Source organism: Cellulomonas sp. zg-ZUI22 (assembly GCF_017353535.1).
In the GTDB taxonomy this organism is placed as follows: Bacteria; Actinomycetota; Actinomycetes; order Actinomycetales; family Cellulomonadaceae; genus Cellulomonas; species Cellulomonas wangleii.
The window spans coordinates 740416-764020 of record NZ_JAFMUZ010000001.1 but is presented as its reverse complement, the minus strand read 5'-3'; the positions used below and the strand labels follow the sequence as shown (position 1 = coordinate 764020).

Annotated in this window: 24 protein-coding genes; 12 read left to right on the top strand and 12 right to left on the bottom strand. The window is 74.0% G+C overall.

All coding sequences use genetic code 11. From position 1 onward, the window contains the following. Positions 1-9 precede the first annotated feature (9 nt). Positions 10-939, top strand: coding sequence for a VOC family protein (locus J1G43_RS03505; protein ID WP_207377974.1), 930 nt, complete (start codon positions 10-12; stop codon positions 937-939). Between the two features lie 49 nt (positions 940-988). On the opposite strand, the gene J1G43_RS03500 is transcribed toward J1G43_RS03505, so the two are convergent. Then, complete coding sequence (locus J1G43_RS03500) at positions 989-1570, bottom strand: TetR/AcrR family transcriptional regulator (protein WP_207377973.1); 582 nt, start codon at positions 1568-1570, stop codon at positions 989-991. Positions 1571-1672: 102 nt separating this feature from the next. On the opposite strand from J1G43_RS03500, the gene J1G43_RS03495 reads away from it, so the two are divergent. Continuing rightward, entirely contained in the window at positions 1673-2095 is a 423-nt protein-coding gene (locus tag J1G43_RS03495) for an organic hydroperoxide resistance protein (protein WP_207377972.1), read from the top strand. Between the two features lie 3 nt (positions 2096-2098). Here J1G43_RS03495 and J1G43_RS03490 read toward each other — a convergent pair whose 3' ends face one another. Further along, a complete protein-coding gene (locus J1G43_RS03490; RefSeq protein ID WP_207369960.1) occupies positions 2099-2551 on the bottom strand; it encodes a Fur family transcriptional regulator in 453 nt (150 codons plus the stop codon). 187 nt (positions 2552-2738) lie between these two features. On the opposite strand from J1G43_RS03490, the gene J1G43_RS03485 reads away from it, so the two are divergent. Continuing rightward, positions 2739-3908 (top strand): HoxN/HupN/NixA family nickel/cobalt transporter, encoded by a 1170-nt coding sequence (locus J1G43_RS03485; protein ID WP_242635193.1) that lies wholly within the window; start codon positions 2739-2741, stop codon positions 3906-3908. On the opposite strand, the gene J1G43_RS03480 is transcribed toward J1G43_RS03485, so the two are convergent. The 8 genes from J1G43_RS03480 to J1G43_RS03445 form a co-directional block, all read right to left on the bottom strand. Next, positions 3854-4576 (bottom strand): response regulator, encoded by a 723-nt coding sequence (locus J1G43_RS03480; protein ID WP_207369959.1) that lies wholly within the window; start codon positions 4574-4576, stop codon positions 3854-3856. The two genes, J1G43_RS03485 and J1G43_RS03480, sit on opposite strands and share 55 nt — an antisense overlap. Further along, the gene (locus J1G43_RS03475) at positions 4573-7128 is read right to left on the bottom strand and encodes an ATP-binding protein (RefSeq protein WP_207377971.1); all 2556 of its coding nucleotides are present in this window, start codon (positions 7126-7128) and stop codon (positions 4573-4575) included. Before J1G43_RS03475 ends, J1G43_RS03480 begins: the two co-directional genes overlap by 4 nt. Positions 7129-7130: 2 nt before the next feature. Then, on the bottom strand, positions 7131-7745 hold the full coding sequence (kdpC, locus tag J1G43_RS03470; RefSeq protein WP_207377970.1) for a potassium-transporting ATPase subunit KdpC: 615 nt from the start codon (positions 7743-7745) through the stop codon (positions 7131-7133). 48 nt (positions 7746-7793) lie between these two features. Further along, positions 7794-9950, bottom strand: coding sequence for a potassium-transporting ATPase subunit KdpB (gene kdpB / locus J1G43_RS03465; RefSeq protein ID WP_207377969.1), 2157 nt, complete (start codon positions 9948-9950; stop codon positions 7794-7796). Further along, positions 9950-11623, bottom strand: coding sequence for a potassium-transporting ATPase subunit KdpA (gene kdpA, locus J1G43_RS03460; protein WP_207339576.1), 1674 nt, complete (start codon positions 11621-11623; stop codon positions 9950-9952). Before kdpA ends, kdpB begins: the two co-directional genes overlap by 1 nt. Continuing rightward, positions 11623-11712 carry a potassium-transporting ATPase subunit F gene (locus J1G43_RS18880; RefSeq protein ID WP_207369955.1) on the bottom strand — a complete coding sequence of 30 codons (90 nt, stop codon included), beginning with the start codon at positions 11710-11712 and terminating at the stop codon, positions 11623-11625. The genes kdpA and J1G43_RS18880 overlap by 1 nt, the downstream gene beginning before the upstream one ends. Before the next feature lie 256 nt (positions 11713-11968). Further along, entirely contained in the window at positions 11969-12946 is a 978-nt protein-coding gene (locus J1G43_RS03450) for a bile acid:sodium symporter family protein (protein WP_207339578.1), read from the bottom strand. Between the two features lie 126 nt (positions 12947-13072). Continuing rightward, the gene (locus J1G43_RS03445) at positions 13073-13228 is read right to left on the bottom strand and encodes a hypothetical protein (protein WP_207339579.1); all 156 of its coding nucleotides are present in this window, start codon (positions 13226-13228) and stop codon (positions 13073-13075) included. Positions 13229-13537: 309 nt separating this feature from the next. Here J1G43_RS03445 and J1G43_RS03440 point away from each other — a divergent pair, with 309 nt between their 5' ends. Next, a complete protein-coding gene (locus tag J1G43_RS03440; RefSeq protein WP_207377968.1) occupies positions 13538-14590 on the top strand; it encodes a 5'-3' exonuclease H3TH domain-containing protein in 1053 nt (350 codons plus the stop codon). Positions 14591-14602: 12 nt separating this feature from the next. Here the strand turns inward: J1G43_RS03440 and J1G43_RS03435 are convergent, their stop codons facing one another. Next, a complete protein-coding gene (locus J1G43_RS03435; RefSeq protein ID WP_207339581.1) occupies positions 14603-14977 on the bottom strand; it encodes a glyoxalase superfamily protein in 375 nt (124 codons plus the stop codon). Between the two features lie 211 nt (positions 14978-15188). On the opposite strand from J1G43_RS03435, the gene J1G43_RS03430 reads away from it, so the two are divergent. The 5 genes from J1G43_RS03430 (at position 15189) to J1G43_RS03410 (ending at position 19396) form a co-directional block, all read left to right on the top strand. Beyond that, positions 15189-16778, top strand: coding sequence for a fibronectin type III domain-containing protein (locus J1G43_RS03430; protein WP_207377967.1), 1590 nt, complete (start codon positions 15189-15191; stop codon positions 16776-16778). A 105-nt stretch (positions 16779-16883) separates the two neighbouring features. Beyond that, entirely contained in the window at positions 16884-17651 is a 768-nt protein-coding gene (locus J1G43_RS03425) for an SDR family oxidoreductase (protein ID WP_307859459.1), read from the top strand. A gap of 56 nt (positions 17652-17707) precedes the next feature. Next, on the top strand, positions 17708-18643 hold the full coding sequence (locus J1G43_RS03420; RefSeq protein WP_207377966.1) for an aldo/keto reductase family oxidoreductase: 936 nt from the start codon (positions 17708-17710) through the stop codon (positions 18641-18643). Between the two features lie 104 nt (positions 18644-18747). Next, the gene (locus J1G43_RS03415) at positions 18748-18966 is read left to right on the top strand and encodes an antitoxin (RefSeq protein WP_207339584.1); all 219 of its coding nucleotides are present in this window, start codon (positions 18748-18750) and stop codon (positions 18964-18966) included. After that, a complete protein-coding gene (locus J1G43_RS03410; protein WP_207377965.1) occupies positions 18956-19396 on the top strand; it encodes a TA system VapC family ribonuclease toxin in 441 nt (146 codons plus the stop codon). Before J1G43_RS03415 ends, J1G43_RS03410 begins: the two co-directional genes overlap by 11 nt. A gap of 41 nt (positions 19397-19437) precedes the next feature. On the opposite strand, the gene J1G43_RS03405 is transcribed toward J1G43_RS03410, so the two are convergent. After that, positions 19438-20106, bottom strand: a complete 669-nt coding sequence (locus J1G43_RS03405; protein WP_207377964.1) for a TetR/AcrR family transcriptional regulator — start codon at positions 20104-20106, stop codon at positions 19438-19440. A gap of 117 nt (positions 20107-20223) precedes the next feature. Here J1G43_RS03405 and J1G43_RS03400 point away from each other — a divergent pair, with 117 nt between their 5' ends. The 3 genes from J1G43_RS03400 to J1G43_RS03390 all read left to right on the top strand — a co-directional run bounded on the left by J1G43_RS03400 (position 20224) and on the right by J1G43_RS03390 (position 23600). Beyond that, positions 20224-21705: an MDR family MFS transporter gene (locus J1G43_RS03400; protein ID WP_207339587.1), complete on the top strand. Its 1482-nt coding sequence runs from the start codon at positions 20224-20226 to the stop codon at positions 21703-21705. A 240-nt stretch (positions 21706-21945) separates the two neighbouring features. Beyond that, positions 21946-22932, top strand: coding sequence for a polyphosphate polymerase domain-containing protein (locus J1G43_RS03395; protein ID WP_307859458.1), 987 nt, complete (start codon positions 21946-21948; stop codon positions 22930-22932). Next, entirely contained in the window at positions 22929-23600 is a 672-nt protein-coding gene (locus tag J1G43_RS03390; RefSeq protein WP_207339588.1) for a DUF4956 domain-containing protein, read from the top strand. Before J1G43_RS03395 ends, J1G43_RS03390 begins: the two co-directional genes overlap by 4 nt. Positions 23601-23605: the final 5 nt, after the last annotated feature.

Below are 23605 nucleotides of genomic sequence, written 5' to 3'. Positions count from 1 at the left end.
GAGCTGACGATGTCGACCACGATCCCGCAGGGCCCCACCGACGAGCGCGTGCTCGCGCCCGCCACGTCGATGGACGCGGTGACGCTGCACGTCGGCGACCTCGAGGGCATGACGTCCTACTACGCGGGCGCCATCGCGCTCGAGCCCCTGGAGGAGCGCGCCCGCGGCCACCAGGTGCACCGCGTGCTCGGACGCGGCACCACGCCGATGCTGCGCCTCGTCCACACCCCCGGACTGCCCGCGGTCGACCCGCGGCAGGCCGGCCTGTTCCACACCGCCTTCCTCTTCGACGACGCGACGAGCCTGTCCGCGACCGTCTACCGCGCGGCGCAGGACCCCCGCAGCCGGTTCGTCGGGTCGAGCGACCACCTGGTGTCCGAGGCGTTCTACTTCACGGACCCCGAGGGCAACGGCATCGAGCTGTACACCGACCGCGACCGCGACCTGTGGCTCCACCGCGACGGCAACGTCGTCATGGGCGTCGAGCACCTCGACCCGAACGCCTACCTGCGCGCGCACCTCACGCAGGAGGCGCTCGACGCCGGCCCGGCGCTCGCCGGGCGGGTCGGGCACGTGCACCTGCAGGTCGGGGACATCGCGGTCGCGGAGGCGTTCTACCTCGACGCACTCGGGTTCGAGGCCACGGTCCGCGGCTACCCCGGCGCGCTGTTCGCGTCCGCCGGCGGGTACCACCACCACGTCGCGATGAACACCTGGAACAGCCGGGGCGCCGGCCCGCGCGCCTCGACGCTCGGGCTGGGCGACGTCGCCGTCACGGTGCCGGGGCGCGAGGACCTCGACGCGCTGACGGCCCGGCTGCGGGCGCGGGGCCTGCCGTTCGCCGACGACGGCCGGTCCGTCACCGTGCGCGACCCGTGGGAGACCCGGGTGACCGTGAGCGTGCCCGGCACGACGACGGAGGACCTGCTCACGCGCTGACGGGACGGGGGCGGCCGGGCGGTCGCGCCCCGGACGCCAGGGCTGCGCGTCAGCGCGTCCGCACGAGCTCCTCGACCGCGTCGCGCAGCGTCGCACGGGCGGCCTGCGCGTCGTCGAGGTAGCCGCTGACCATGGCACCGTCGCGCAGCGCGGTCCAGCGCCGACCGCCCTCCGGCGGGTCGGGGTGCCCGGCGCGACGCAGCGCCTCGGTCGCCACCCCCTGCAGCCAGTCCCGGTGCTCGCGCACGACGCGCCGCACCGGGCTGGCCGGGTCGGGGAACTCCGCCGCGGCGTTGATGAACGGGCAGCCGCGGAAGCCGGGTCGGCACAGCTCGTCGGCCACGTGCAGCGTCATGCCGGTGAGCCAGCCCGCCGCCGCACCGGGCTCCTGCGGGACCTCGCCGACCGCCGCGCGCACGGCCCGGTCGGCCGCCTCGAGGTACGCGACGACGAGCGCCTCCTTGCCCGGGAAGTGCCGGTAGAACGTGGCCCGCGTGACGCCCGCCTCGGTGATGACGCGGTCGACGCCGACCGCGTGGACGCCCTCGGCGTAGAAGAGGTCGGCGGCGGTGCGCAGCAGCCGGGCGCGGGCCGGGGACGGCCCGCGCGGACCCGTCGGGTTCTCGACCATGCCCGCACCGTACGGGGCGACGTCTGCGGTTGACATCCGCACCTCCAGGGGGTGAGGTGGACCACGGTAGTAGAACGAACGTTCTTTCTAGGAGGCTATCCCATGGCTGTCATCTACACCGCGGTCGCCACGGCCACCGGCGAGGGCCGCGAGGGCCACACCCGCAGCTCCGACGGGCTCGTCGACGTCGACCTCGCCGTCCCCCGCGAGATGGGCGGCCCGGGCGGGGCCACCAACCCCGAGCAGCTGTTCGCCGCCGGGTACGCCGCCTGCTTCCACAGCGCACTGAAGGGCGTGGCCCGCCGCGACCAGGTGACGTTCACCGACTCCGCGGTCACGGCCGAGGTCGGCATCGGCCCCACCGACGCCGGCGGGTTCGGGCTCGAGATCACGCTGCACGTCGAGCTCGGCGGCGTCGACCAGGCGACGGCGGAGCAGCTCGTCGAGGCCGCGCACCAGGTCTGCCCGTACTCGAACGCGACCCGCGGCAACGTCCCCGTCACGCTGGAGGTCGTCACCGCCTGACGGTCAGCGCACGGGCGCACCCGGCGCGGTGCACGCCGCGCACAGCCCGGACAGCGCGACGTGCGTCGGCTCGATCCAGAACCCGTCGCGGCGCGCGACGGCTCCGACGACGTCGTCGAGCAGGTCGGCCGGCAGGTCCTGGACGGCACCGCAGCCGCGGCACTCGGCGTGCAGGTGCTCCCGCTCCCCGTGGGCCAGGTGGTAGGCGGTCCCGGTGCGTCGCACGTGCACGTGCTGCACCACGCCGAGGTCCGCGAGCGCGTCGAGCGTCCGGTAGACCGTGGCCCGGTGCACCCCCGGGTCGAGGTCGGCGACGCGGCCGAGGATCTCCTCCGCACCGAGGTGCCCGCCGTCGCGTGCGAGCACGGTCAGGACGGCGCGCCGGGCGCGCGTCATGCGCTCGCCCCGCGCCCGCAGCAGCGTGCCGACGTGCTCGATGGTGGCCTCGCTCGTCATCGCCCAGCCCCCTCACGGCCGCCCGGACGACCGGCGCGCCCACGCCGGGTTCGCGGTGGTTCCACTGTAGGACGACCGGTCTGCCCGGTGTCACCCCTTCTGGTGCAGTCACGACCAGGTCGCAGTAGCGTGGTCGACGGCGCGAGCACCCGATGCCCTCGGGTGCCACGTATCCGGGGGGAGCGCCATGGCCACCACGTCCAGCACGCGTGCAGGGACCGTCCGGGGTCGGGGTCGCGGCCGCCTGAGCCGCGGCGAGCGGGTGTCCATCGCCGGCATGGCGTCGGTCGTGCTCGCGCTGACCGTGGTGGGCTGGGGCGTCCTGGTCCTCGTCGTGGCCCCGGCACGCTTCCAGGTGGACTCCACGACCGTGTTCGGTGTCGGACTGGGGCTCACCGCGTACACCCTCGGCATGCGGCACGCCTTCGACGCCGACCACATCGCCGCCATCGACAACACCACCCGCAAGCTCATGACCGACGGGCAGCGACCGGTGTCCGTCGGGTTCTGGTTCTCGCTCGGCCACTCCACGGTCGTGCTCGTGCTGTGCGTGCTGCTCGCGTTCGGGGTCCGCGCGCTGGCCGGGCAGGTCGAGGACGAGTCGTCGACGCTGCAGCGGACCACCGGGATGATCGGCATCTCCGTGTCGGCGGTGTTCCTGCTGGTCATCGGCATCCTCAACCTCGTCGTGCTGCGCCAGATCCTGCGCGTCTTCAAGGACATGCGCGGCGGGCGGTACGACGAGGAGACGCTCGAGCAGCACCTGAACAACCGCGGGCTGCTCAACCGCGTGCTCGGCCCGGCGACGCGGGCGGTGCGCAAGCCGTGGCACATGTACCCCGTGGGGCTGCTCTTCGGCCTGGGCTTCGACACCGCGACCGAGGTGTCGCTGCTCGTCCTCGCGGGCGGCGCCGCGGCGTTCCAGCTGCCCTGGTACGCGATCCTCACGCTGCCCGTGCTCTTCGCCGCCGGGATGACGCTGCTCGACTCCATCGACGGCTGCTTCATGAACTTCGCCTACGGCTGGGCGTTCTCCAAGCCGGTGCGCAAGGTCTACTACAACATCACCATCACCGGGCTGTCGGTGGCGGTCGCGCTGCTCATCGGCGGCATCGAGGTGATGTCGATCGTGTCCGAGCGGCTGGGCCTGGAGTCGGGACCGATCGCGTGGGTCGGTGGGCTCGACCTCGGGCACGTCGGGTTCGTCATCGTCGGGCTCTTCGTGGTCACGTGGGTCGTGGCGCTCGCGGTGTGGCGGTTCGGCCGCGTCGAGGAGCGCTGGACCGCCGACCTGAGCCGGGCTCAGGCGCCGGAGGTGGACGACGCCACGGCGCCGCCGTCGGGGTCGAACCGGTAGCCCATGCCCGCCTCGGTGAGCAGGTGCCGGGGACGCGCGGGCTCCGGCTCGAGCTTCTTGCGCAGCTGGGCGACGTACAGCCGCAGGTAGCCGGTGTCGGTGACGTGCTGCGAGCCCCAGATCTCGGTGAGCAGGGTCTGGCGCGTCACGAGCCGGCCAGGGTTGCGCACGAGCCGCTCCAGCACCTGCCACTCGGTGGGCGTCAGCCGCACGGGCGCCCCGGCGCCGTCCGGGCCGCGCAGCACGGTGCGGGCCGACAGGTCGACCGTGACGTCGCCGAACCGCACCACCGGGGCGGCATCGACGCCCAGCACGACGCGCCGCGTCAGCGCCCGGATCCGCGCCAGCAGCTCCTCGATCGAGAACGGCTTGGTGACGTAGTCGTCGGCGCCCGCGTCGAGCGCGTCGACCTTGTCGGCGGCGCCCGTGCGCCCGGAGACGACGAGGATCGGCGACTGCGACCAGCCGCGCACCGCGTGGATGACGTCGACGCCGTCCAGGCCGGGCATGCCGAGGTCGAGCATGAGGACGTCCGGCCGGTGGTCGATCGCCTGCGTGATCGCCTGCGGGCCCGACGTCGCGGTGACGATGTCGTAGCCCTGCGCGGTGAGCGTGATGCGCAGCGCCCGCAGGATCTGCGGGTCGTCGTCCGCGATGAGGATCCTCATGCCGTCGTCCCCCTCGTCGCGTCGGCAGGGTCGTCCGTGCCGGCCGACGGCAGCGCCACCACCATCGTCAGCCCGCCGCCCGGGGTGTCCTCGGGCATGAGCGTGCCGCCCATGCCGGTGACGAACCCCTTGGACAGCGCCAGGCCCAGACCCAGGCCGGTGGCGTTGTCGGTGTCCCCCAGCCGCTGGAACGGCACGAAGACGTCGTCGCGCCTCTCGCGCGGGATGCCGGGGCCGTGGTCGACGACGCGGATCTGCACGGCCCCCGCGAAGGTGCTGGTCGCGACGCGCACCCGCGTGCCGGGCGGGGCGTGCCGCGTCGCGTTGGCCAGCAGGTTCACCACCACGCGCTGCAGCAGCACGGGGTCGGCCAGGACCGGCGGCACCGCCAGGTCGAGGTCGAGCTCGACCTCGTCGGGGCCCAGGCCCAGCTCGTCCAGCGCGGGCAGCACGACGTCGGCGGTGTCGACGTGGGTGCGGGCGAACGCGAGCACCCCCGCGTCGAGCCGGCTGACGTCCAGCAGGTCGGTCATGAGCGTCGCCAGGGCGCGCAGGCTCTCGTCGGCGGTGTCGAGCAGCTCGGCACGGTCGGCCGGGCTCAGCCGCGAACCGGCCGTCCGCAGGCCGCCGACGGCGGCGGTCGCGGCGCTCAGCGGGCGGCGCAGGTCGTGGCTGAGGGCCGAGAGCAGCGCGCTGCGCACGCGGTCCGACGCGGTGAGGTGGTCGACCTCGCTGGCCACCGACGCCAGGTCGCTGCGCTCGAGGGCGGCGCGCAGCTGGACGGCGATGACGTTGAGCAGCCGCCGCTCGGACGCCGCGACGTCGGGCCCGTAGAGCTGGAGCACGGCGCGCTCGTCGACCGGCACGGTCGTGCCGGGCTCGCCGGGCGGCACCTCGCCGTCCGACGCGAGCACCGTGCCGCCCGGGTCGCCGCCACCGTGCGGGGGCCCGCCCGGGGGCCCACCCACCACGAGCCGTGCCGCCGTCATGCCGAACGCCTCACGTGCCCGGCCGACGAGCGCGGCGACGGCGTCCTGCCCCCGCAGCACGCTGCCGGCGACGGTCGCCAGCAGCTCGCTCTCCGCCGCGGCGCGGTGGGCGGCGCGCGTGGTGCGGGCGGCACGGTCGACCACCACGCTGACCAGCACGGCGATGACGACGTACAGCACGAGCGCGAGGGCGTGCGACGGCTCCGAGACGGTGACGGTGTGCAGGGGGTCGACGAACAGGAAGTCGATCGTCAGCCCGGACAGCACCGCCGCGTAGACCGCGGGCCACAGGCCGCCGACGAGCGCGGTCACCACCACCAGCAGCTGGTACGCCAGGACGTCGGCGACGAACGCGTCGGTGCTGCGCGTCGCGACCAGCAGCCACGTCAGCAGCGGCCCGCCGACGAGCGCGAGCGCGAACCCGGCGACGCGCCGCCGCCGCGTGAGCGCGCCGCCGACGCGCGGCAGCCGCGGCCGCCCGCCCGCGGCGGCGTGGTTGACGACGTGCACGTCGATCTTCCCCGCCTCGCGGGTCACGGTCGCGCCGATGCCGGGGCCGCTGAGCGCCGTGGCGAGCCACCCGCGCCGCGACACCCCGATGACGAGCTGGGTCGCGTCGACCGCGGTGGCGAAGTCGACGAGCGCGCGCGGGACGTCGTCGCCGACGACCTGGTGGTAGGTGCCGCCGAGCTGCTCGACGAGCGCCCGCTGGTGCGCGAGCGCGCCGGGGGCGGCACCGCGCAGGCCGTCCTGGCGTGTGACGTGCACGGCCAGCAGCTGCCCGCCGGCCGAGCGTGCGGCGATGCGCGCGCCGCGGCGGATCAGCGTCTCCCCCTCGGGCCCACCGGTGAGCGTGACGACGACCCGCTCGCGCGCCTCCCACGGGCTGTCGATGCCGTGCTCGGTGCGGTACAGGCGCAGCGCCGCGTCGACCTCGTCGGCCAGCCACAGCAGCGCGAGCTCGCGCAGCGCCGTGAGGTTGCCGAGGCGGAAGTAGTTCGACAGCGCGGCGTCCACGCGCTCGGCCGGGTACACGTAGCCGCCGGCGAGCCGGTCGCGCAGCGCCTGCGGTGCGAGGTCGACCACCTCGACCTGGTCGGCGGCGCGCAGCACGGCGTCAGGGATCGTCTCGCGCTGGACGACGCCGGTGATCTTCTCCACCACGTCGTTGAGGGACTCGATGTGCTGGATGTTCACGGTCGAGAGCACGTCGATCCCGGCGTCGAGCAGGGCGTCCACGTCCTGCCACCGCTTGGTGCGCGCCAGGCCGGGCGCGTTGGTGTGCGCGAGCTCGTCGACCAGCGCGACGTCCGGGCGGCGGGCCAGCACGGCGTCGACGTCGAGCTCGGTGAGCTCGACCTCCCGGTGCCGGACCGCGCGGCGCGGCACCACCTCCAGGCCCTCGACCATCGCGGCCGTGTGGGCGCGGCCGTGGGTCTCCACGACCGCGACCACGACGTCACGCCCCTCGTCACGCAGGCGGCGGCCCTCCTCGAGCATCGCGTAGGTCTTGCCCACGCCCGGTGCCGCCCCGAGGAGGACGCGGAGCCGCCCACGCGCCATGCTCAGCCCTCCTGGTCGTCGAGGGCGAGGTTGAGCCGCAGCACGTTCACGGTCGGCTCGCCCACGAACCCCAGGCCGCGTCCCCCAGTGTGCCGCGCCACGAGGTCGGCGACGTCCTGCTCCGACATCCCGCGCGCCGCGGCGACGCGCGGCACCTGCAGCGTCGCGTACGCGGGGCTGACGTGCGGGTCCAGGCCGGACGCGGACGCCGTGACGGCGTCGGGCGGCACGTCTCCCGGCTCGACCCCCTCGAGCGCCGCGACCTGTGCGCGCCGGTCCGCGATCGCGGCGACCAGGTCCGGGTTCTCCGGCCCCAGGTTGGAGCCCGACGACGCCCCCGCGTCGTACCCGTCGCCCGCGGCCGACGGCCGGGGCTGGAAGTACCGGGCCAGCGGCTCGCCGTCGGCGTCGGTGAACGACTGGCCGATCAGCGCGGACCCGACCACGGTGCCGTCGGGACCCGTGAGGAGCGAGCCGCCCGCCTGCGCGGGGGCGACCAGCTGCGCGACGCCCGTGACGACGGCGGTGTAGCCGACGCCGAGCAGGAGGGTGAGGACGACCATGGCGCGGACGGCGACGCCCAGGGTGCGGGCGGCGGTGCGGGTGGCGAGGGGCATGCGGGTTCTCCTCGTGCGGAACGGGACGGGCCGGGACGTGCGGGTGCGTCAGTAGCCGGGCAGGAGGCGGACGACCAGGTCGATGAGCCAGATGCCCACGAACGGCACGACGACGCCGCCGAGCCCGTAGACCAGGAGGTTGCGGCCGAGGACGGCGGAGGCGTCGAGGGGCCGGTACCGCACGCCGCGCAGCGCGAGCGGGATGAGCGCGACGATGACCAGCGCGTTGAACACGACCGCGGAGAGGACCGCCGAGGCCGGCGAGTGCAGGCCCATGACGTTCAGTGCGGCGAGCCCCGGGAACACGCCCATGAACATCGCGGGGATGATCGCGAAGTACTTGGCGACGTCGTTGGCGATGGAGAACGTCGTCAGCGCGCCGCGGGTGATGAGCAGCTGCTTGCCGATGCGCACGACGTCGATGAGCTTGGTCGGGTCCGAGTCGAGGTCGACCATGTTGCCCGCCTCCTTCGCGGCCGACGTGCCCGTGTTCATCGCCATGCCGACGTCGGCCTGCGCGAGCGCCGGGGCGTCGTTGGTGCCGTCGCCCGTCATCGCGACGAGGTGGCCGCCGGCCTGCTCGGCGCGGATCAGTGCGAGCTTGTCCTCGGGGGTCGCCTCGGCGAGGACGTCGTCGACGCCCGCCTCGGCCGCGATGGCGTGGGCGGTCACGGGGTTGTCGCCCGTGACCATGACGGTGCGGATGCCCATGGCGCGCAGCTCGGCGAACCGCTGGGCGAGCCCCTCCTTGACGACGTCCTTGAGGTGCACGACGCCGAGCACGCGACCGGCGCGACCGGGTGCCGCGACCGCGACGACCAGCGGCGTGCCGCCGGACCGTGCGACGTGCTCGACGGCGGCGTCCAGCTCGGCCCGGACGTCGGGCGCCATGGGCGTCCCCTCCGCCTCGAGCCACGCGACGACCGCCGAACCGGCCCCCTTGCGGATCCGCGTGCCGTCGGGCTCGTCGAGCCCGGACATGCGGGTCTGCGCGGTGAACGGCACGACCTCCCCGGGCACGACCGTGCCCACGTCGGCACCGCTGCGGCGGGCCAGGTCGACGACCGACGTGCCCTCGGGCGTCGGGTCCGCGAGCGACGCGAGGGCCGCGGCTCGCACCAGCTCGGCCTGCTGGACGTCACCGAGCGGGACGAAGGCGACCGCCTGCCGGTTGCCGTAGGTGATGGTGCCGGTCTTGTCGAGCAGCAGCGTCGTCACGTCACCCGCGGCCTCGACGGCCCGCCCCGACATGGCGAGCACGTTGTGCTGCACCAGGCGGTCCATACCGGCGATGCCGATGGCGGACAGCAGCGCGCCGATCGTCGTGGGGATGAGGCAGACCAGCAGCGCGACGAGGACGGCGACGCTCACCGGTTCCGCCGCGTACGACGCGATCGGGTTCAGCGTGAGCGCGACGACGACGAACACGACCGACAGCGACGCCAGCAGGATCGACAGCGCGATCTCGTTGGGGGTCTTCTGCCGGCTCGCGCCCTCGACCAGCGCGATCATCCGGTCGACGAACGTCTCCCCCGGCTTCGACGTGATCCGCACGACGACCCGGTCGGACAGCACGCGCGTCCCGCCCGTGACGGCCGAGCGGTCGCCCCCGGACTCGCGGACGACCGGCGCGGACTCCCCGGTGATCGCCGACTCGTCGACCGACGCGATGCCGTGGACGATCTCGCCGTCCCCGGGCACGAGCTCCCCCGCGCTGATGACGACGACGTCACCGAGCCGCAGGTCCGCCGACGACACCTCGACCAGCGGAGCACGGGTCGCGCCCGGGTCGCGGGCTTCGTCGTAGGCCGCGACCTTGTGGGCCGCCGTCGCCGTGCGGGTGCGTCGCAGGGAGTCCGCCTGCGCCTTGCCGCGGCCCTCGGCGACGGACTCCGCGAGGTTCGCGAACAGGGCCGTGACCCACAGGACCGCCGCGATGACGCCGGTGAACGACGCGGGCACGGTGGTGCCGCCCGACTCGGCGGGCCCGCCGAGGAAGGGCTCCGCGACGGCCAGCACGGTGGTGAGCGCCGCACCGACCCAGACCACGGACATCACGGGGTTGCGCCACATGTGCCGCGGGTCGAGCTTGCGGACCGCACCGGGCAGCGCGTCGCGGACCTGCGCCCACGTGAACGCGCCGGCGGGGGTGGGCGCCGGGGCGGGCGCGGGACGGGTGTCGGTGCGTTCGAGCGTGGTGGACATCAGATCAGCCCTTCCGCCAGGGGACCCAGCGCGAGAACGGGGAAGTACGTGAGTGCGGTGAGGACGACGACCACACCGGCGAGCAGCCCGACGAACTGCGGGCGGTGGGTGGGCAGGGTGCCGGCCGTCGCGGGGACCGCGCCCTGCGCGGCCAGGGACCCGGCCAGCGCCAGGACCAGGACCATCGGCACGAAGCGGCCGAGCAGGATCGCGACGCCCAGCGCCGTGTTCAGCCACGGCGTGTTCGCGGTGAGGCCGGCGAACGCCGAGCCGTTGTTGTTCGCGGCCGACGTGAACGCGTACAGCACCTCGGACATGCCGTGCACGCCGGGGTTCCAGATCGACGTCCCCTCGACGCTGTCGCGCAGCGCCGGCACCCCGAAGCTCAGGGCTGTGCCCGCGAGCACGAGGGTCGGCGTCACGAGGATGTACAGGCTCGCGAGCTTGATCTCGCGCGGGCCGATCTTCTTGCCCAGGTACTCCGGGGTGCGGCCCACCAGCAGGCCGGCAACGAACACCGCGACGACCGCGAGCACGAGCATCCCGTACAGGCCGGACCCGACGCCGCCGGGCGCGACCTCGCCGAGCATCATGTTGAGCATCGGCAGCATGCCGCCGAGCGCGGTGTACGAGTCGTGCATCGAGCTCACCGCACCCGTCGACGTGCCCGTGCTCGTCGTCGCGAACAGCGCCGACCAGACGATCCCGAAGCGCGCCTCCTTGCCCTCGGTCGCGGCGCCCGCGAGCGCCGGCGCGGTGCCGCCGGCGGCGGACTCCAGCGCGACGAGCGCGAGGAACGACGCCGAGAACAGCGCCGCCATGACCCCGGCGATCGCGTACCCCTGCCGGTGGTCGCCGACCATGCGGCCGAAGGTGCGCGGCAGGCTGAACGGGATGACGAGCATGAGGACGATCTCGAGCAGGTTCGTCCACTGCGTGGGGTTCTCGAAGGGGTGCGCCGAGTTGGCGTTGTAGAACCCGCCGCCGTTGGTGCCGAGCAGCTTGATCGCCTCCTGCGAGGCGACAGGCCCGCCGGGGACCGACTGCGTCGCGCCGGCCAGCGTGGTCACGTCGGTGAACCCGGCGAGGTTCTGCACGACCCCGCCGACCACCAGCAGCACGGCCGCGAGCAGCGCGCCGGGCAGCAGGATGCGCAGGCAGCCGCGCAGCAGGTCGACCCAGAAGTTGCCGATCGTCACCGAGCGGCGCGCCGCGAACCCGCGCACGAGCGCGACGGCGACCGCCATGCCGACGGCCGCGGACACGAAGTTCTGCACCACCAGACCGGTGGCCTGCACGGTGTGCCCGAGCGTGAGCTCCGGGGAGTACGACTGCCAGTTGGTGTTGCCGACGAAGGACGCGGCGGTGTTGAACGCCAGGTGCTCCGACGGCGCCCCCAGCCCCAGCGACAGCGGGAGCCACTGCTGCGTGCGCTGCAGCGCGTAGACGAGGACCACGCCGACGAACGAGAAGGCCAGCACGCTGCGCAGGTAGACGGGCCACGTCTGCTGCGAGCGCGGGTCGACACCCAGCACGCGGTACACGGCACGCTCGACGCGCCAGTCCGTGCCGGTCGTGTAGACGTGCGCCATGTAGTCGCCGAGCGGCCGGTACGCGGCCGCGAGGAGCAGCAGGACCGCGCCGAGGGTGAGGACGGCCAGCAGCCCGGTCATCAGAAGCGCTCCGGTCGGACGAGCGCGACGAGCAGGTAGACGACCGCGGCGACGCCGAGCCCCGCGGCGAGCAGCTCGAGGACGATCACAGCCGCTCCACCGCCTTGCCGAGGCAGGCGGTCAGCGCGAGCACGGCGGCCGCGGTGAGCAGGTAGACGATGTCGAGCACGTGGGTCTCCACGGTCCGGGGGACGGCTCCCGTCGTGGCGGGCGCCGGGCACCCGTCGGGGGCGCCGGCGACGATGCAACACCCGCGCCGGGCGCCCGGCGCCGGTCCTCACGGAACCCATACGGCCGGCGGTCGCACCCTGACGGGTCCCTGACGCTCAGGGCCGTCGGGGCCCGTCAGGCGGGGTCGGGCTCCGCCGCCGCCAGGCGCCGCGCGAGGATCGCGCACACCACGATCTGCAGCTGGTGGAACGCGATCACGGGCAGCGCGACGCTCGCCGCGACGGCGGGCGCGAACAGCACCGCCGCCATCGGCAGCCCGGTCGCCGCCGACTTCTTCGAGCCGCACATCAGCAGCGCGATGCGGTCGCCGCGGTCCAGCCCCAGCGCGCGCCCGCCCCACCACGTCGCCGAGAGCATGACGGCCAGCACCACCGCGCACACCACCAGCAGCACCAGCAGGGCGGTGAGCGTCAGGTCGTCCCACGCACCGGCCGTCTGCGCCGCGCTGACGGACGTGAACACCACCAGCAGGATCGTCGAGCGGTCGGTCACCTTCAGCAGACCGCCGTGCCGCCGCAGCCACGCCCCGATCCACGGCTGCACCAGCTGCCCGACGACGAACGGCAGCAGCAGCTGCAGCAGGATCCCGCTCACCGCGCCGCCGTCGAGCCCCGCACCCGTCGCCCCCAGCAGCACCGCCACGAGCAGCGGGGTCAGCAGGACGCCCAGGACGTTGGAGATCGTCGCGCCGGTGATGGCCCCCGCGACGTTGCCGCGGGCGATCGACGTCATCACCACCGACGACTGCACGGTCGACGGCAGCACCGACAGGTACAGCAGGCCACGGCGCAGGTCCGGGTCCAGGACGGAGTCGGGCAGCAGCTGGACCGCCAGGCCCACCAGCGGGAACAGCAGGTAGGTCGCCGCCAGCATCGACCCCTGCAGGCGGAACCGCTTGAGGCCGTCGAGGACCTCCCGCGTGGGCATCCGCGCGCCGTACAGGAAGAACAGCAGCACGATCGCGGCCGTGCGGACCGTGTCGAGGACCGCACCGACGGCCTCGGGCACCGGGACCAGCAGCCCCAGCACGAGGACGGCCAGGATCATCGCGGTCAGCGGGTCGAGCCACCGCAGCCAGGCGGGTCGCGTCATGCCGTGCGGGTGGGGGCGTCGGGGATCACGGAGACATCCTGGCCCATGGCGGGGGCCGTCCGGTCGACGCGCCCGGGCTGTGCGACGGCCGGTCCCGCTGCGGGGCCGGCCGTCGCGCAAGGGACCTCAGCGGCGGTGCAGTGCCCGGCCGAGGCGGCGGCGGAGGCCACCCGTCGGGCGGGAGCTGGAGGAGCGGGCCGCGTGGGCCCGGCGGCGCTCCGCGGCGACCTCGATGGCGCGTTCGCGGTTGCGGTAGTCGATGAGGCAGAGCTCGGGGTGCATCGTGGGTTCTCCACTTTCTTGGCGTTGCGGGGGGTGTCGGGGTCTCCGACGTTCCTCGCGGTGTCGACGCCGGGTCCCGGCGTCGTCACCAGCATCGACGCGCTGACCTGCAAAAGGAAGGGTGAGGCCGCACACACCGTCCCTTCGTGTGACGGCAGGCGGCGCGGACGGGCGAGGGAGTGCCGCGCAGGTGCGCGACGGGCCGTGCCGACCGGGCCCCGCGGGGCCGGGAACGGCCCTCTCCCGACCGCCTACCCTGGGAGCGCGCACGCGAGAAAGGACCCGGGCGGCACCGGCCGCCCGACCCCCATGACGAAGACCCTCCTGGCCGTCGACGGCAACTCCCTCCTGCACCGCTCGTTCCACGCGTTGGCCGGCTCGCAGCTGCGCACCCGCGACGGCCAGGCCACGTGGGCGGTGAAGGGCGCGCTCTCGCAGATCCTCGGGGCGGTCGACCGGGTCGCGGCCGACGCGGTCGTCATCGGGTTCGACGACGCCGCCGGGAACGTCCGCAAGGTCGCGCACCCGCACTACAAGGCGCACCGCACCGAGAAGCCCGCCGACCTGGTCACCCAGCTCTCGCTCGCGGTCGACGTGTTCTGGTCGGCCGGGCTGCACGTGGTCATCCCGGACGGGCTGGAGGCGGACGACGTCCTGGCGTCCGCAGCCGCCACCGCGACGGCGGCCGGCTGGCACACCGTGGTCTGCACGTCCGACCGCGACGCGTTCGCGCTGGTCGACGAGACGACGTCGGTGCTGCGCATCATCAACGGCGGCGTCGAGGCCTCCCCCGTGCTGACCCCCGAGCGGCTGCGCATCCTGCTCGGCATCGACGCCGGGCAGTACCGCCAGTACGCGGCGATGCGCGGTGACGCGTCGGACAACCTCACCGGCATCCGCGGCATCGGGGAGAAGACCGGCGTCGCCCTGCTCAACGCCTTCGGGTCGGTCGAGGCCGCGTTCTGGGACGTCGACACGAACGGCGGCGCGCGCGTCGCGGAGGTGCTGGGCAAGGCGTGCGTCAAGAAGCTCGCGGACCCCGACGGGCGGGCGGCGTTCTGGGAGAACGTCGAGCTGATGACGATGCGCACCGACCTGGACCTGGAGATGGACCTCGCCGCGGGGTCCGGCCCCGGCCTGCTGCCCGTGGACCCGCAGGGACTGCACGACGCGCTGGCCCGGGTCGAGTTCCACTCGCTGCAGTGGCTGGCGGCCCGCGTGCTGGCCGCGCGCACCGACGACGCCGACGCCCCCGGCGCGGTCGTGGCACGCGCCCCGGAACCGGCGCGCGTGCCGGTCGCGGTCACCGCCGCCGCCGTGGACGTCGAGGACGACGCCGAGGACGACCTGACGCTCTTCTGACGTCTCGGCCGGTCAGGAGGCCCGCGGCGGGAGCTGCTGCACCGCCCACCGGTTGCCGTCGGGGTCGGCGAACCCCGTGAACCGCCCCCACGCGAGGTCCTGCACGGGCGGCGCGTCGACCCCGTGCGCGACGAGGAACGCGTGCGCCACGTCCGCGTCGTCGACGACGACCTGCAGCCCCTGGACCGACCCCGGCACCGCGTCCGTGAGGCCCTCGCCGAACGCGATCGAGCACGCCGACCCCCGCGGGGTGAGCTGGACGAACCTCAGGTCGTCGCTCACCCGCCGGTCGTGGTCGACGACGAAGCCGACCTGCTCCGCGTAGAACGCCTTGGCGCGGTCCACGTCGCTCACCGGGAGGATCACCAGCTCCAGCCTGCACTCCATCGCCGACCCCCTGCCTGCATGCCGCCGGCCCGACGCCCGCGGCGGTCACGCCATCGTCCCGCCGACCACCGACACCGGCAGCACCCCCGCCGTTGTGCAGACCGCACCGGCGTACCGGGCGATCCGGACCTCCCGCCACCCGATTGGACCGAGGCCCCGGAGCCGTCCCACCGTGGAAGCACCGTTTGTCCGCAGCACCCGGGAGCTCATCATGGCGCTCCGTCTCCCCCGCCGTCGCCCCTCCCGCACGGCCCTCGCCCTGGCCCTCGCCGTCGCCGCGACGCTCATCCCGGCCTCCGCCGCCCACGCGGACGGCACACCCGGCGGCACCCGGACCGACCCGGTGCCCCTGCCGGTGAACACGCTCGACGGCCCGTTCACCGCCGGCAACGCGCACGTCAGCTCGATCGCCCAGGAGGGGCAGCAGGTGTTCCACAACACCGCCTGGTACTCCTTCACCCCCGCCAAGGACGTGCGGCTGGGCGTCGCTGCCACCGGCGACTGGGACACCGCGCTGGAGGTGTGGGCCGACGGCACGGCGCAGGCCGTCAACGACGACTGGCTCTGGCTCGCCGCCGGGCTCCAGGTCGACCTCACCGCCGGGACGGAGTACCTCATCGGCCTCGGCGGCGCGTACACGACGTCGCGCGGCGAGGCGACGATCCACCTGAGCACGCACGCGCCGTCGACGCCCACCGGGCTCGCCGTGCAGTCCGTCGGCAACCGCACGGTCACGCTCGCCTGGGACGCCCCGGCCGACGGCACGGCGATCGGGTACGAGGTGTGGTGCGCGCCGTCCGGGGAGGCCCTGCAGTGGTGCGACCAGCTCGCGTCCGGCTCAGCCCGGGTGACGCGCACGCTCGACGGGCTGACGAACGGGACGGCCTACGACGTCGCCGTCCTCGCGCGGAACCCGCTCGGGCGGTCCGGCCCGAGCACGCCGGTGACCGCGACACCGCGGGCGGACACCCGCACGACCGTCACCGTGTCCCCCGGCACTCCCGTGGCCGGCGACCGCCTCGACGTCACCGTCCAGGTGTCCGAGGAGCACGCGCACGACGATCCCTCCGAGCCGCCGGTCACGCGCCCCGCCACCGGGACGGTCGACGTGGTCGTCGCCGGCACGGCCCACCGAGGGCTGCCGCTCGTCGACGGGTCGGTCGTGCTCGAGGACCTCACGGCGACCGGCGGCACGATGCCGGTGACCGCGTCCTACACCGGCGCGCCCGGTGCGGCGCCGTCGTCGGCCTCGCTGGACGTGCAGGTCGCCCGGCGGGCGGACGCCGTGAGGCTCGTCGTGCCCCCGCTCACCCTCGGCGCGACCGTGCGCCCGGTCGCGGAGTCGTCGTCCGGCCTGCCGGTGACGCTCACGGCCACCGGGGCGTGCACCGTGACCGACGGGAGCCTCACCGGCACCGGTGCCGGCGACTGCACGGTCACCGCCGCGACGGCCGGCGACCGCGACACCGACCCGGCCACGGCGTCCGCGACCGTCCAGGTGGGCGTCCCGCCCGCGGTGGACGACGAGACCACCTCCGCGGCACCGGGGGACGGCAGCCTCGTGCAGGGCGGTGGCACGCACGCCGCGCCCCCGCAGGGCGGTGACACGCACGTCCCGCCCGTGCGGACCGGGGACACGCACGTCGCGCTCGCCGCGACCGGCGCGGCGCCGGGTGCTGCCGCCACCGCGGCGGCGGCGGCGATCGCGCTGGGTGCGGGCCTCGTGCTCCTCTCCCACCGTGGCCGGTCGCACCGCCTGCGGTCAGCGGCGGCCCCGACCACCGGCACAGCCGCCCCGTAGGCACATGCGCCCCCGCGCGCCACGCGGCATCATGGCGCGCTCGGACTCCGCCCTCACCGGCGCGGCCACGTGTCCCCACCTCCCCCAGCCGATCGGACGTGCCCCGTGACCCTGCCCGACCACGCCCCCACCGCGGCCACCCGGACCCCCCGCACCGTCGTCGTCTCCGGCGCCGGGACGGGCATGGGCCGCGCCGTCGCCGAACGCTTCCTCGCCGACGGGGCGACGGTCGTCGCCCTCGGGCGTCGCTCCGAGCCGCTGCACCGGCTGCGGGACGACCACCCGACGTCCGACGTCCAGGTCGTGCCGGCGGACCTCACCGACCCCGACGCGGTGCTGCGCGTCGTCGAGGCGCTCGACGGCCGGCCGGTGGACGTGCTCGTCAACAACGCCGGCGGCGTCGGCGGCGCCCCGGCCCCCGGCCTGCACGGTCTGCTGGAGAGCTACCGCCGGACCGTCGACCAGAACCTGCTCTCGGCGATGCTCCTCACCGAGGCGTTGTGGCCGTCCCTCGCGCGGCCCGGCGGCCGCGTGGTCACGATCAGCTCGATCGCCGCGCAGCGCGGCGGTGGCGGCGCGTACGGCGCGGCCAAGGCCGGCCTCGTCGCCTGGGGCGCCGAGCTCGCCGGCCGCGGCGGCCCGGACGGCATCACCGTCAACACCGTCTCCCCGGGCTACGTCCAGGACACCGAGTTCTTCAGCACCGAGGGCCGGTCGCGGCGCCACGACGCACTGGTCGCCCAGACGCTGCTCGGTCGTGCCGGGACACCGTCGGACGTCGCGGGTGCGGTGCACTACCTGGCGTCCGCGGACGCCGGATGGGTCACGGGCCAGGTGCTGAGCGTCAACGGCGGGGCCGTCCTGGGACGCTGACGCCGCACGGGCTGCTGCCTCCACAGGTCGCGGCTGCGGACGGTGCAGGATGCAGCATGAAGACTCTCACCCTGCCGGGGACCGACGTCGTCGCCCCCAACGTCGTGCTCGGGCTCATGCGGATCGCCGAGAAGTCCGACGACGAGATCCGTGAGCTCGTGCGCACCGCGCGCGACGCGGGCATCGACTTCGTCGACCACGCCGACGTGTACGGCCGCGAGAAGCACGAGTGCGAGCGCCGGTTCGCCGACGCCATGGCGCTCACGCCGTCGCAGCGCGACGAGATCACGATCCAGACCAAGTGCGGGATCGTGCCCGAGGGGCCGTACTTCGACTTCTCGTACGAGCACATCATGACGTCGGTCGAGGGCTCGCTGCAGGCCCTGCGGACCGACCACGTCGACGTCCTGCTGCTGCACCGCCCGGACGCGCTCGTCGAGCCGGACGAGGTCGCGCGGGCCTTCGACGAGCTCGAGGCCGCGGGCAAGGTGCGGGCGTTCGGCGTCTCCAACCACACGCCCCGGCAGATCGACCTGCTCAAGCGGTCCGTGCGCCAGCCGCTCGTGGCCAACCAGGTGCAGCTGTCGATCACGCACGCCGCGCTGGTCGCCCAGGGCGTCGCCGGGAACATGGTGGCCGAGGACCAGTCCGTCACCCGTGACGGCGGCGGCCTGCTCGACTACTGCCGCCTGAACGACATCACCGTCCAGGCGTGGTCGCCGTTCCAGGCCGGGTTCTTCACCGGCACGTTCCTCGGCTCCCCCGAGTACCCCGAGCTCAACGCCGTGATCGACCGGCTCGCCGCGCAGTACGACGTGCCGCCGATCGCCATCGCCACGGCGTGGATCACGCGGCACCCCGCGCAGATGCAGGTGGTCCTCGGCACGACGACGCCGGAGCGCGTCGCCGGTGCCGCGCTCGGGTCGGACCTGCCCCTCACCCGGGCCGAGTGGTACGAGCTGTTCCGGGCCGCGGGGCACATCGTCCCCTGACCCACAGGCATCTCGGAGCCCGGTCCGCATGCGTGCGGGCCGGGCTCCGTCGTGCTCAGCCGCGCGCGGACAGGGCCCGGTGATGCGGTGATACCGTGATGCGCATGAGGACGACGCTGGAGATCGACGACCGGGTGCTGGCCGCCGCGCGTGCGATCGCCGAGCAGCAGAACGTGTCGATCGGACGCGCGATCTCCGACCTCGCCGAGCGAGCCCTCGAAGGCACCGCGCCTGCGTCGACCGTCCGGGGGTTCCCGGTCTTCCACGGCCCGGCGGGCCACGTGATCACGGACGAGATGGTCGCCGAGCACCGTGACGGCTGAGCGCTGCTACCTGCTCGACGTGAACGTCCTCCTCGCCCTCGCCGCCGACGCGCACGTGCACCATCGCGCCGCGCACCGGTGGTTCGCCGACGTCACGGCGTGGGCCACGACCCCGGTCACCGAGTCGGCGTTCGTGCGCCTGCTGTCCACCCCGGCCGTTCTCGGTCGGACGGTCCTTCCCGTCGAGGCGGTCGCGGCGCTGCGGCAGATGCGGACGGTCCCGGGTCACCGCTTCCTCCCGGACGACGCGTCGTTCGCGGACACCACGATCGACCTGACGCGCATGGTCGGACCGCGTCAGGCCACGGACTTCCACCTCGTCGAGCTGGCGAGGCGGACCGGCAGCACGCTCGCGACGCTCGATGCCAGGCTCCGTCGATCGCTCCACCCGGCGGACGCTCACCTGGTGAGCGTCGTCCCGGCGGCCTGAGAGCCCCGAGCGCCTCGCTCGACCGACCGGATCGGCGCCTGCTATCCGTCGGCGGCACCCGCGAAGTAGTCGACCAGCCCGGACCGCACCTGCCGGTAGAGCGACCGGACCGGCACGGTCTCGCCCCGCTCGGCGCGGCGCGCCCACTCGTCGTACGCCAGGCGCACGGCGGTGCCGATCGCGGTGACGACGGTGCGGGCGCGCAGCTCGTCTGGATGGTCGCCGGCGTGCAGCACGATCGTGGTGAGCTCCTGCACCTGCTCGGCGTCACGGGCGAGGGCGCGGGCGAGCAGGTCCGGGTCGGCCAGCACGAGCCGGCGGACCCGCAGCACGCGCGCGTGGCTCGCCGCCGGCTGGGCGTCGAAGGCGTCGACCTGCGCGAGGAACGCCTGCTCGATCGCGCGGACCACGGCGGGACCCTGCTGGTCGACGCCGCGCACGCTCGCGATGAGCCGTTCCATCGAGTCGTCGTCGACGAACAGCGCGTTCTCCTTCGTCCCCGCGTGGCGGTAGAAGGTGCGCGGGGCGATGCCGGCGGCGTCGGCGATCGCCTCGACGCTCGTGGCCGGGACGCCCTGGCGCTCGAACAGGTCGAGCGCGGCGTCGGTGATGGCACGACGGGTCTCGCGGCGGCGGTGCTCGCGCAGCCCGCAGTCGGCGTCCGGGCCGTCGGTGACGACGCCGCGCTGCTGGCCCTCCGGGTCGAGCATCCGCTCATCCTCCCACCCGCGACGATTGTGGCAGTCACTGCCATACACTCGTCGGCCGGACGTCCGCGGTTCCCAGGAACGCCGTCCGCCGCCCCCACCCGCTGACAGAGAGACCTCATGACGCTCGAGAACGACCTCCGGCCCGGCCGGCCCTCCACCCCGGACGGGGCCCCCGCGATCCGCACCGGCCCCGTGATCGCGCTGCTCGTGGCCTCCGCGTTCGTCGTCATCCTCAACGAGACGATCATGGGCGTCGCCCTGCCCCGGCTGATGGTCGACCTCGACATCACCGCCGCGACCGCGCAGTGGCTGACCACCGGGTTCCTGCTGACCATGTCGATCGTCATCCCGTGCACCGGCTACCTGCTGGCCCGGTTCCCGCTGCGGGGACTGTTCTTCACGGCGATGTCGCTGTTCGCCACCGGCACCCTCGTCGCGGCGCTCGCGCCCGGCTTCGAGGTGCTGCTCGCCGGGCGCGTCGTCCAGGCGTCGGGCACGGCGATCATGCTGCCCCTGCTGTTCACCACGGTGCTCAACGTCGTCCCGGCCAGCCACCGCGGCCGGATGATGGGCGTCATCTCCATCGTCATCGCCGTCGCTCCCGCGATCGGCCCGACGGTCTCCGGGGCCATCCTGTCCGCGCTGGACTGGCGCTGGATGTTCTGGCTGGTGCTGCCCATCGCGCTGCTCGCCATCGGGCTCGGCGCCGTGTGGGTCCGCAACGTCACCGAGACGTCGCCGGCGACGTTCGACCCGCTGTCGGCACTGCTCGCGGCCGTCGGGTTCGGCGGCCTCATCTACGGCCTCAGCCTCGTCGGCGAGTCGGCGTCGGGGCACGCGCCCGTGGCGCCCGGGATCCCGGTCGCGGTCGGCGCAGTCGCGCTCATCGTGTTCGTGCGGCGTCAGCTGACCCTGCAGCGCACGGACGCCGCCTTCCTCGACCTGCGCACCTTCGCGTCGCGCTCCTTCAGCCTCGCCGTCGTGCTCGTCGTCGTGGTGATGTCCGCGCTGTTCGGCTCGCTCATCCTCCTGCCCCTGTACCTGCAGCAGGCGCTCGCGCTCGACACCCTGACCGTCGGCCTGATGATGCTGCCCGGCGGCGTCCTCATGGGCGTCATCGCGCCCGTGGTCGGGGCGCTGTTCGACCGCTACGGGCCGCGGCCGCTGGTCCTGCCCGGCATGGTCGTCGCCGCTGCCGCGCTGTGGGGCATGACGACGTTCGGCATGGACACCGCGATCGGGTGGATCGTGGCCGTGCACATGACCCTCAACCTGGGGCTCGGCTTCGTCTTCACGCCGCTGCTGACCTCGGCGCTCGGGTCGCTGCCACGCGCCCTGTACTCCCACGGCAGCGCGATCACCAGCACCCTGCAGCAGGTCGCCGGCGCCGCCGGCACCGCGCTGTTCGTCACGCTGATGTCCGTCGGGGCCGCCGGTGCGGCAGCCACGGGCGCCGACCCGGCCGAGGCGATGGCGGTGGGCGTGCACCGCGCGTTCGTGGTCGGCGCGGTCATCGCCAGCGTCGCCGTCGTGCTCACGCTGTTCGTGCGCAAGCCCGCGGAGGTCGAGGCGGAGGGCCCGGTGCTCGTCGGGCACTAGAGCCACAGGGCCCGACCCTCTAAGACCGCTCGTCGCGGCCGGCCTGCTGACGCAGCCACGGCTCCGGCCGTCGCCGCAGGCGCCACGACGGACCGGCATCGACCCCTTGCTGGAGTGGATGCCGGTCCGTCTCCGCGTTCTCAGGAGCCTCAAAGGGTCGACCCACATGCTGCGGACTCCCGATGTTCATCCGCCGGCGCGTCACCGTTCACCGCCGGCCGGACCGAGAGGACCGCGCCCGTGCGACGCCTGTACCGACGCGCAGCCGAGACCCCCGGTGCCGGGCCGGACGTGACGGACGACGGTCCGGTCGCGACCGTCGCCAGCACCGCCCGCACCGACACCGCCAGCCGCCTGCACGCGTTCAACCGGTTCGAGATCAAGTACCTCGTGCCGCAGACCCAGGCCGACCAGCTCCGGGCCGAGCTGGGTCGGCACATGGACGAGGACGCCTACTCCGGCGCGACCGGCTACCCGGTCACGAGCCTCTACTACGACACCGCGCACCTGAGGTTCTACTGGGAGAAGATCGAGGGGCTGAGGTTCCGGCGCAAGCTGCGTGTCCGGCACTACGGCGCGGCGGACGACCTGACGGCGGACTCGCCGGTGTTCGTCGAGATCAAGCAGCGCGTCAACCGCGTCACCCAGAAGCGGCGGGTGCGCCTGCCCTACCGCGACGCCCTGCGGCTGTGCTCACCGCAGGGGTACGCGCCGGTCGGCGAGATCAGCAGCCGTGAACGCGCCTTCCTCGACGAGGTGGCCACCCTCGTCGGTGAGCTCGACCTGCGACCGACCGTGACGACGGCCTACCACCGTGAGGCCTGGGTGGGACGGGAAGCCGATCTGGGCCTGCGCATCACGCTCGACCACCGGCTGCGCGGCCGGGACCGCGACTTCCACCTGTCCTCGGAGAGCCTGAACCGCCTCACGCTGCCCCCCGGGCTGTCGATCCTGGAGGTGAAGGCCGACGAACGCGTCCCGGCGTGGGTCACGGACGCGGCAGCCCGGATGAACCTGGACCTGGTCCGGATCTCCAAGTACTGCCAGAGCGTGCAGGCCTTCGGTCTCGCGCCCCGCTCCCTCATGCACGCCCCCGACGGGGTGGACGAGATCCTGCGCCCCGCTCCGGACGACGCCCCCGGCCGTCACCGCGTCACACCGGCACGCCCGACCACCTCGACCGGCGTCGCCGACGCCCCGACCCGACAAGGTGCACCCACCCGATGAACCTCACCGACCTGAGCGGTACCTTCTCCGTCTTCGACGTCGCGGCGACGCTGACGCTCTCGTTCGTCCTGTCCGCCGCCATCGGCTGGGTCTACCAGCGGACGCACCGCAACATCTCCTACAGCCAGTCGTACGTGCAGACCCTCGTCGTCATCGGCATGGTCGTGGCCGTCATCATGCTCGTCGTCGGGTCGAACATCGCGCGCGCGTTCGCGCTGGTCGGCGCGCTCTCGGTGATCCGCTTCCGCAACGCGATCAAGGAGACCCGCGACGTCGGGTTCATCTTCCTCGTGATGGCGATCGGGATGGCGGTGGGCACACGCTTCTACCTGCTGGCGGCGGCCGCGACGGCCTTCATCCTGCTGGTCGTCTTCCTCATGCAGCGTTTCGACTGGTTCAAGCTCGACATCCAGCGCCAGGTGGTCAAGGTCCAGGTTCCCCCCGAGGCGCGCTACCAGCAGGACGTCGCCGACGTGCTCGTCCGCACGACCCTGGAGTTCGAGCTGGTGAGCGTCGAGACCGTGCGGGGAGGTGCGCTGACCGAGCTCTTCTACTCGGTACGCCTCAAGCCGGGAGTCACGACGACGGAGATCATCGGCGCGCTGAGCGAGATCAACTCCGGGCAGAAGGTCACCGTCCTGACCGGGTACGACCAGTCGGACATGTGAGGAGG

Coding starts and splice junctions, on each gene's coding strand:
- J1G43_RS03505 (WP_207377974.1), top strand. CDS start 10: ATGTCGACCACGATCCCGCAGGGCCCCACCGACGAGCGCGTGCTCGCG.
- J1G43_RS03500 (WP_207377973.1), bottom strand. CDS start 1,570: ATGGTCGAGAACCCGACGGGTCCGCGCGGGCCGTCCCCGGCCCGCGCC.
- J1G43_RS03495 (WP_207377972.1), top strand. CDS start 1,673: ATGGCTGTCATCTACACCGCGGTCGCCACGGCCACCGGCGAGGGCCGC.
- J1G43_RS03490 (WP_207369960.1), bottom strand. CDS start 2,551: ATGACGAGCGAGGCCACCATCGAGCACGTCGGCACGCTGCTGCGGGCG.
- J1G43_RS03485 (WP_242635193.1), top strand. CDS start 2,739: ATGGCCACCACGTCCAGCACGCGTGCAGGGACCGTCCGGGGTCGGGGT.
- J1G43_RS03480 (WP_207369959.1), bottom strand. CDS start 4,576: ATGAGGATCCTCATCGCGGACGACGACCCGCAGATCCTGCGGGCGCTG.
- J1G43_RS03475 (WP_207377971.1), bottom strand. CDS start 7,128: ATGGCGCGTGGGCGGCTCCGCGTCCTCCTCGGGGCGGCACCGGGCGTG.
- kdpC (WP_207377970.1), bottom strand. CDS start 7,745: ATGCCCCTCGCCACCCGCACCGCCGCCCGCACCCTGGGCGTCGCCGTC.
- kdpB (WP_207377969.1), bottom strand. CDS start 9,950: ATGTCCACCACGCTCGAACGCACCGACACCCGTCCCGCGCCCGCCCCG.
- kdpA (WP_207339576.1), bottom strand. CDS start 11,623: ATGACCGGGCTGCTGGCCGTCCTCACCCTCGGCGCGGTCCTGCTGCTC.
- J1G43_RS03450 (WP_207339578.1), bottom strand. CDS start 12,946: ATGACGCGACCCGCCTGGCTGCGGTGGCTCGACCCGCTGACCGCGATG.
- J1G43_RS03445 (WP_207339579.1), bottom strand. CDS start 13,228: ATGCACCCCGAGCTCTGCCTCATCGACTACCGCAACCGCGAACGCGCC.
- J1G43_RS03440 (WP_207377968.1), top strand. CDS start 13,538: ATGACGAAGACCCTCCTGGCCGTCGACGGCAACTCCCTCCTGCACCGC.
- J1G43_RS03435 (WP_207339581.1), bottom strand. CDS start 14,977: ATGGAGTGCAGGCTGGAGCTGGTGATCCTCCCGGTGAGCGACGTGGAC.
- J1G43_RS03430 (WP_207377967.1), top strand. CDS start 15,189: ATGGCGCTCCGTCTCCCCCGCCGTCGCCCCTCCCGCACGGCCCTCGCC.
- J1G43_RS03420 (WP_207377966.1), top strand. CDS start 17,708: ATGAAGACTCTCACCCTGCCGGGGACCGACGTCGTCGCCCCCAACGTC.
- J1G43_RS03415 (WP_207339584.1), top strand. CDS start 18,748: ATGAGGACGACGCTGGAGATCGACGACCGGGTGCTGGCCGCCGCGCGT.
- J1G43_RS03405 (WP_207377964.1), bottom strand. CDS start 20,106: ATGCTCGACCCGGAGGGCCAGCAGCGCGGCGTCGTCACCGACGGCCCG.
- J1G43_RS03400 (WP_207339587.1), top strand. CDS start 20,224: ATGACGCTCGAGAACGACCTCCGGCCCGGCCGGCCCTCCACCCCGGAC.
- J1G43_RS03390 (WP_207339588.1), top strand. CDS start 22,929: ATGAACCTCACCGACCTGAGCGGTACCTTCTCCGTCTTCGACGTCGCG.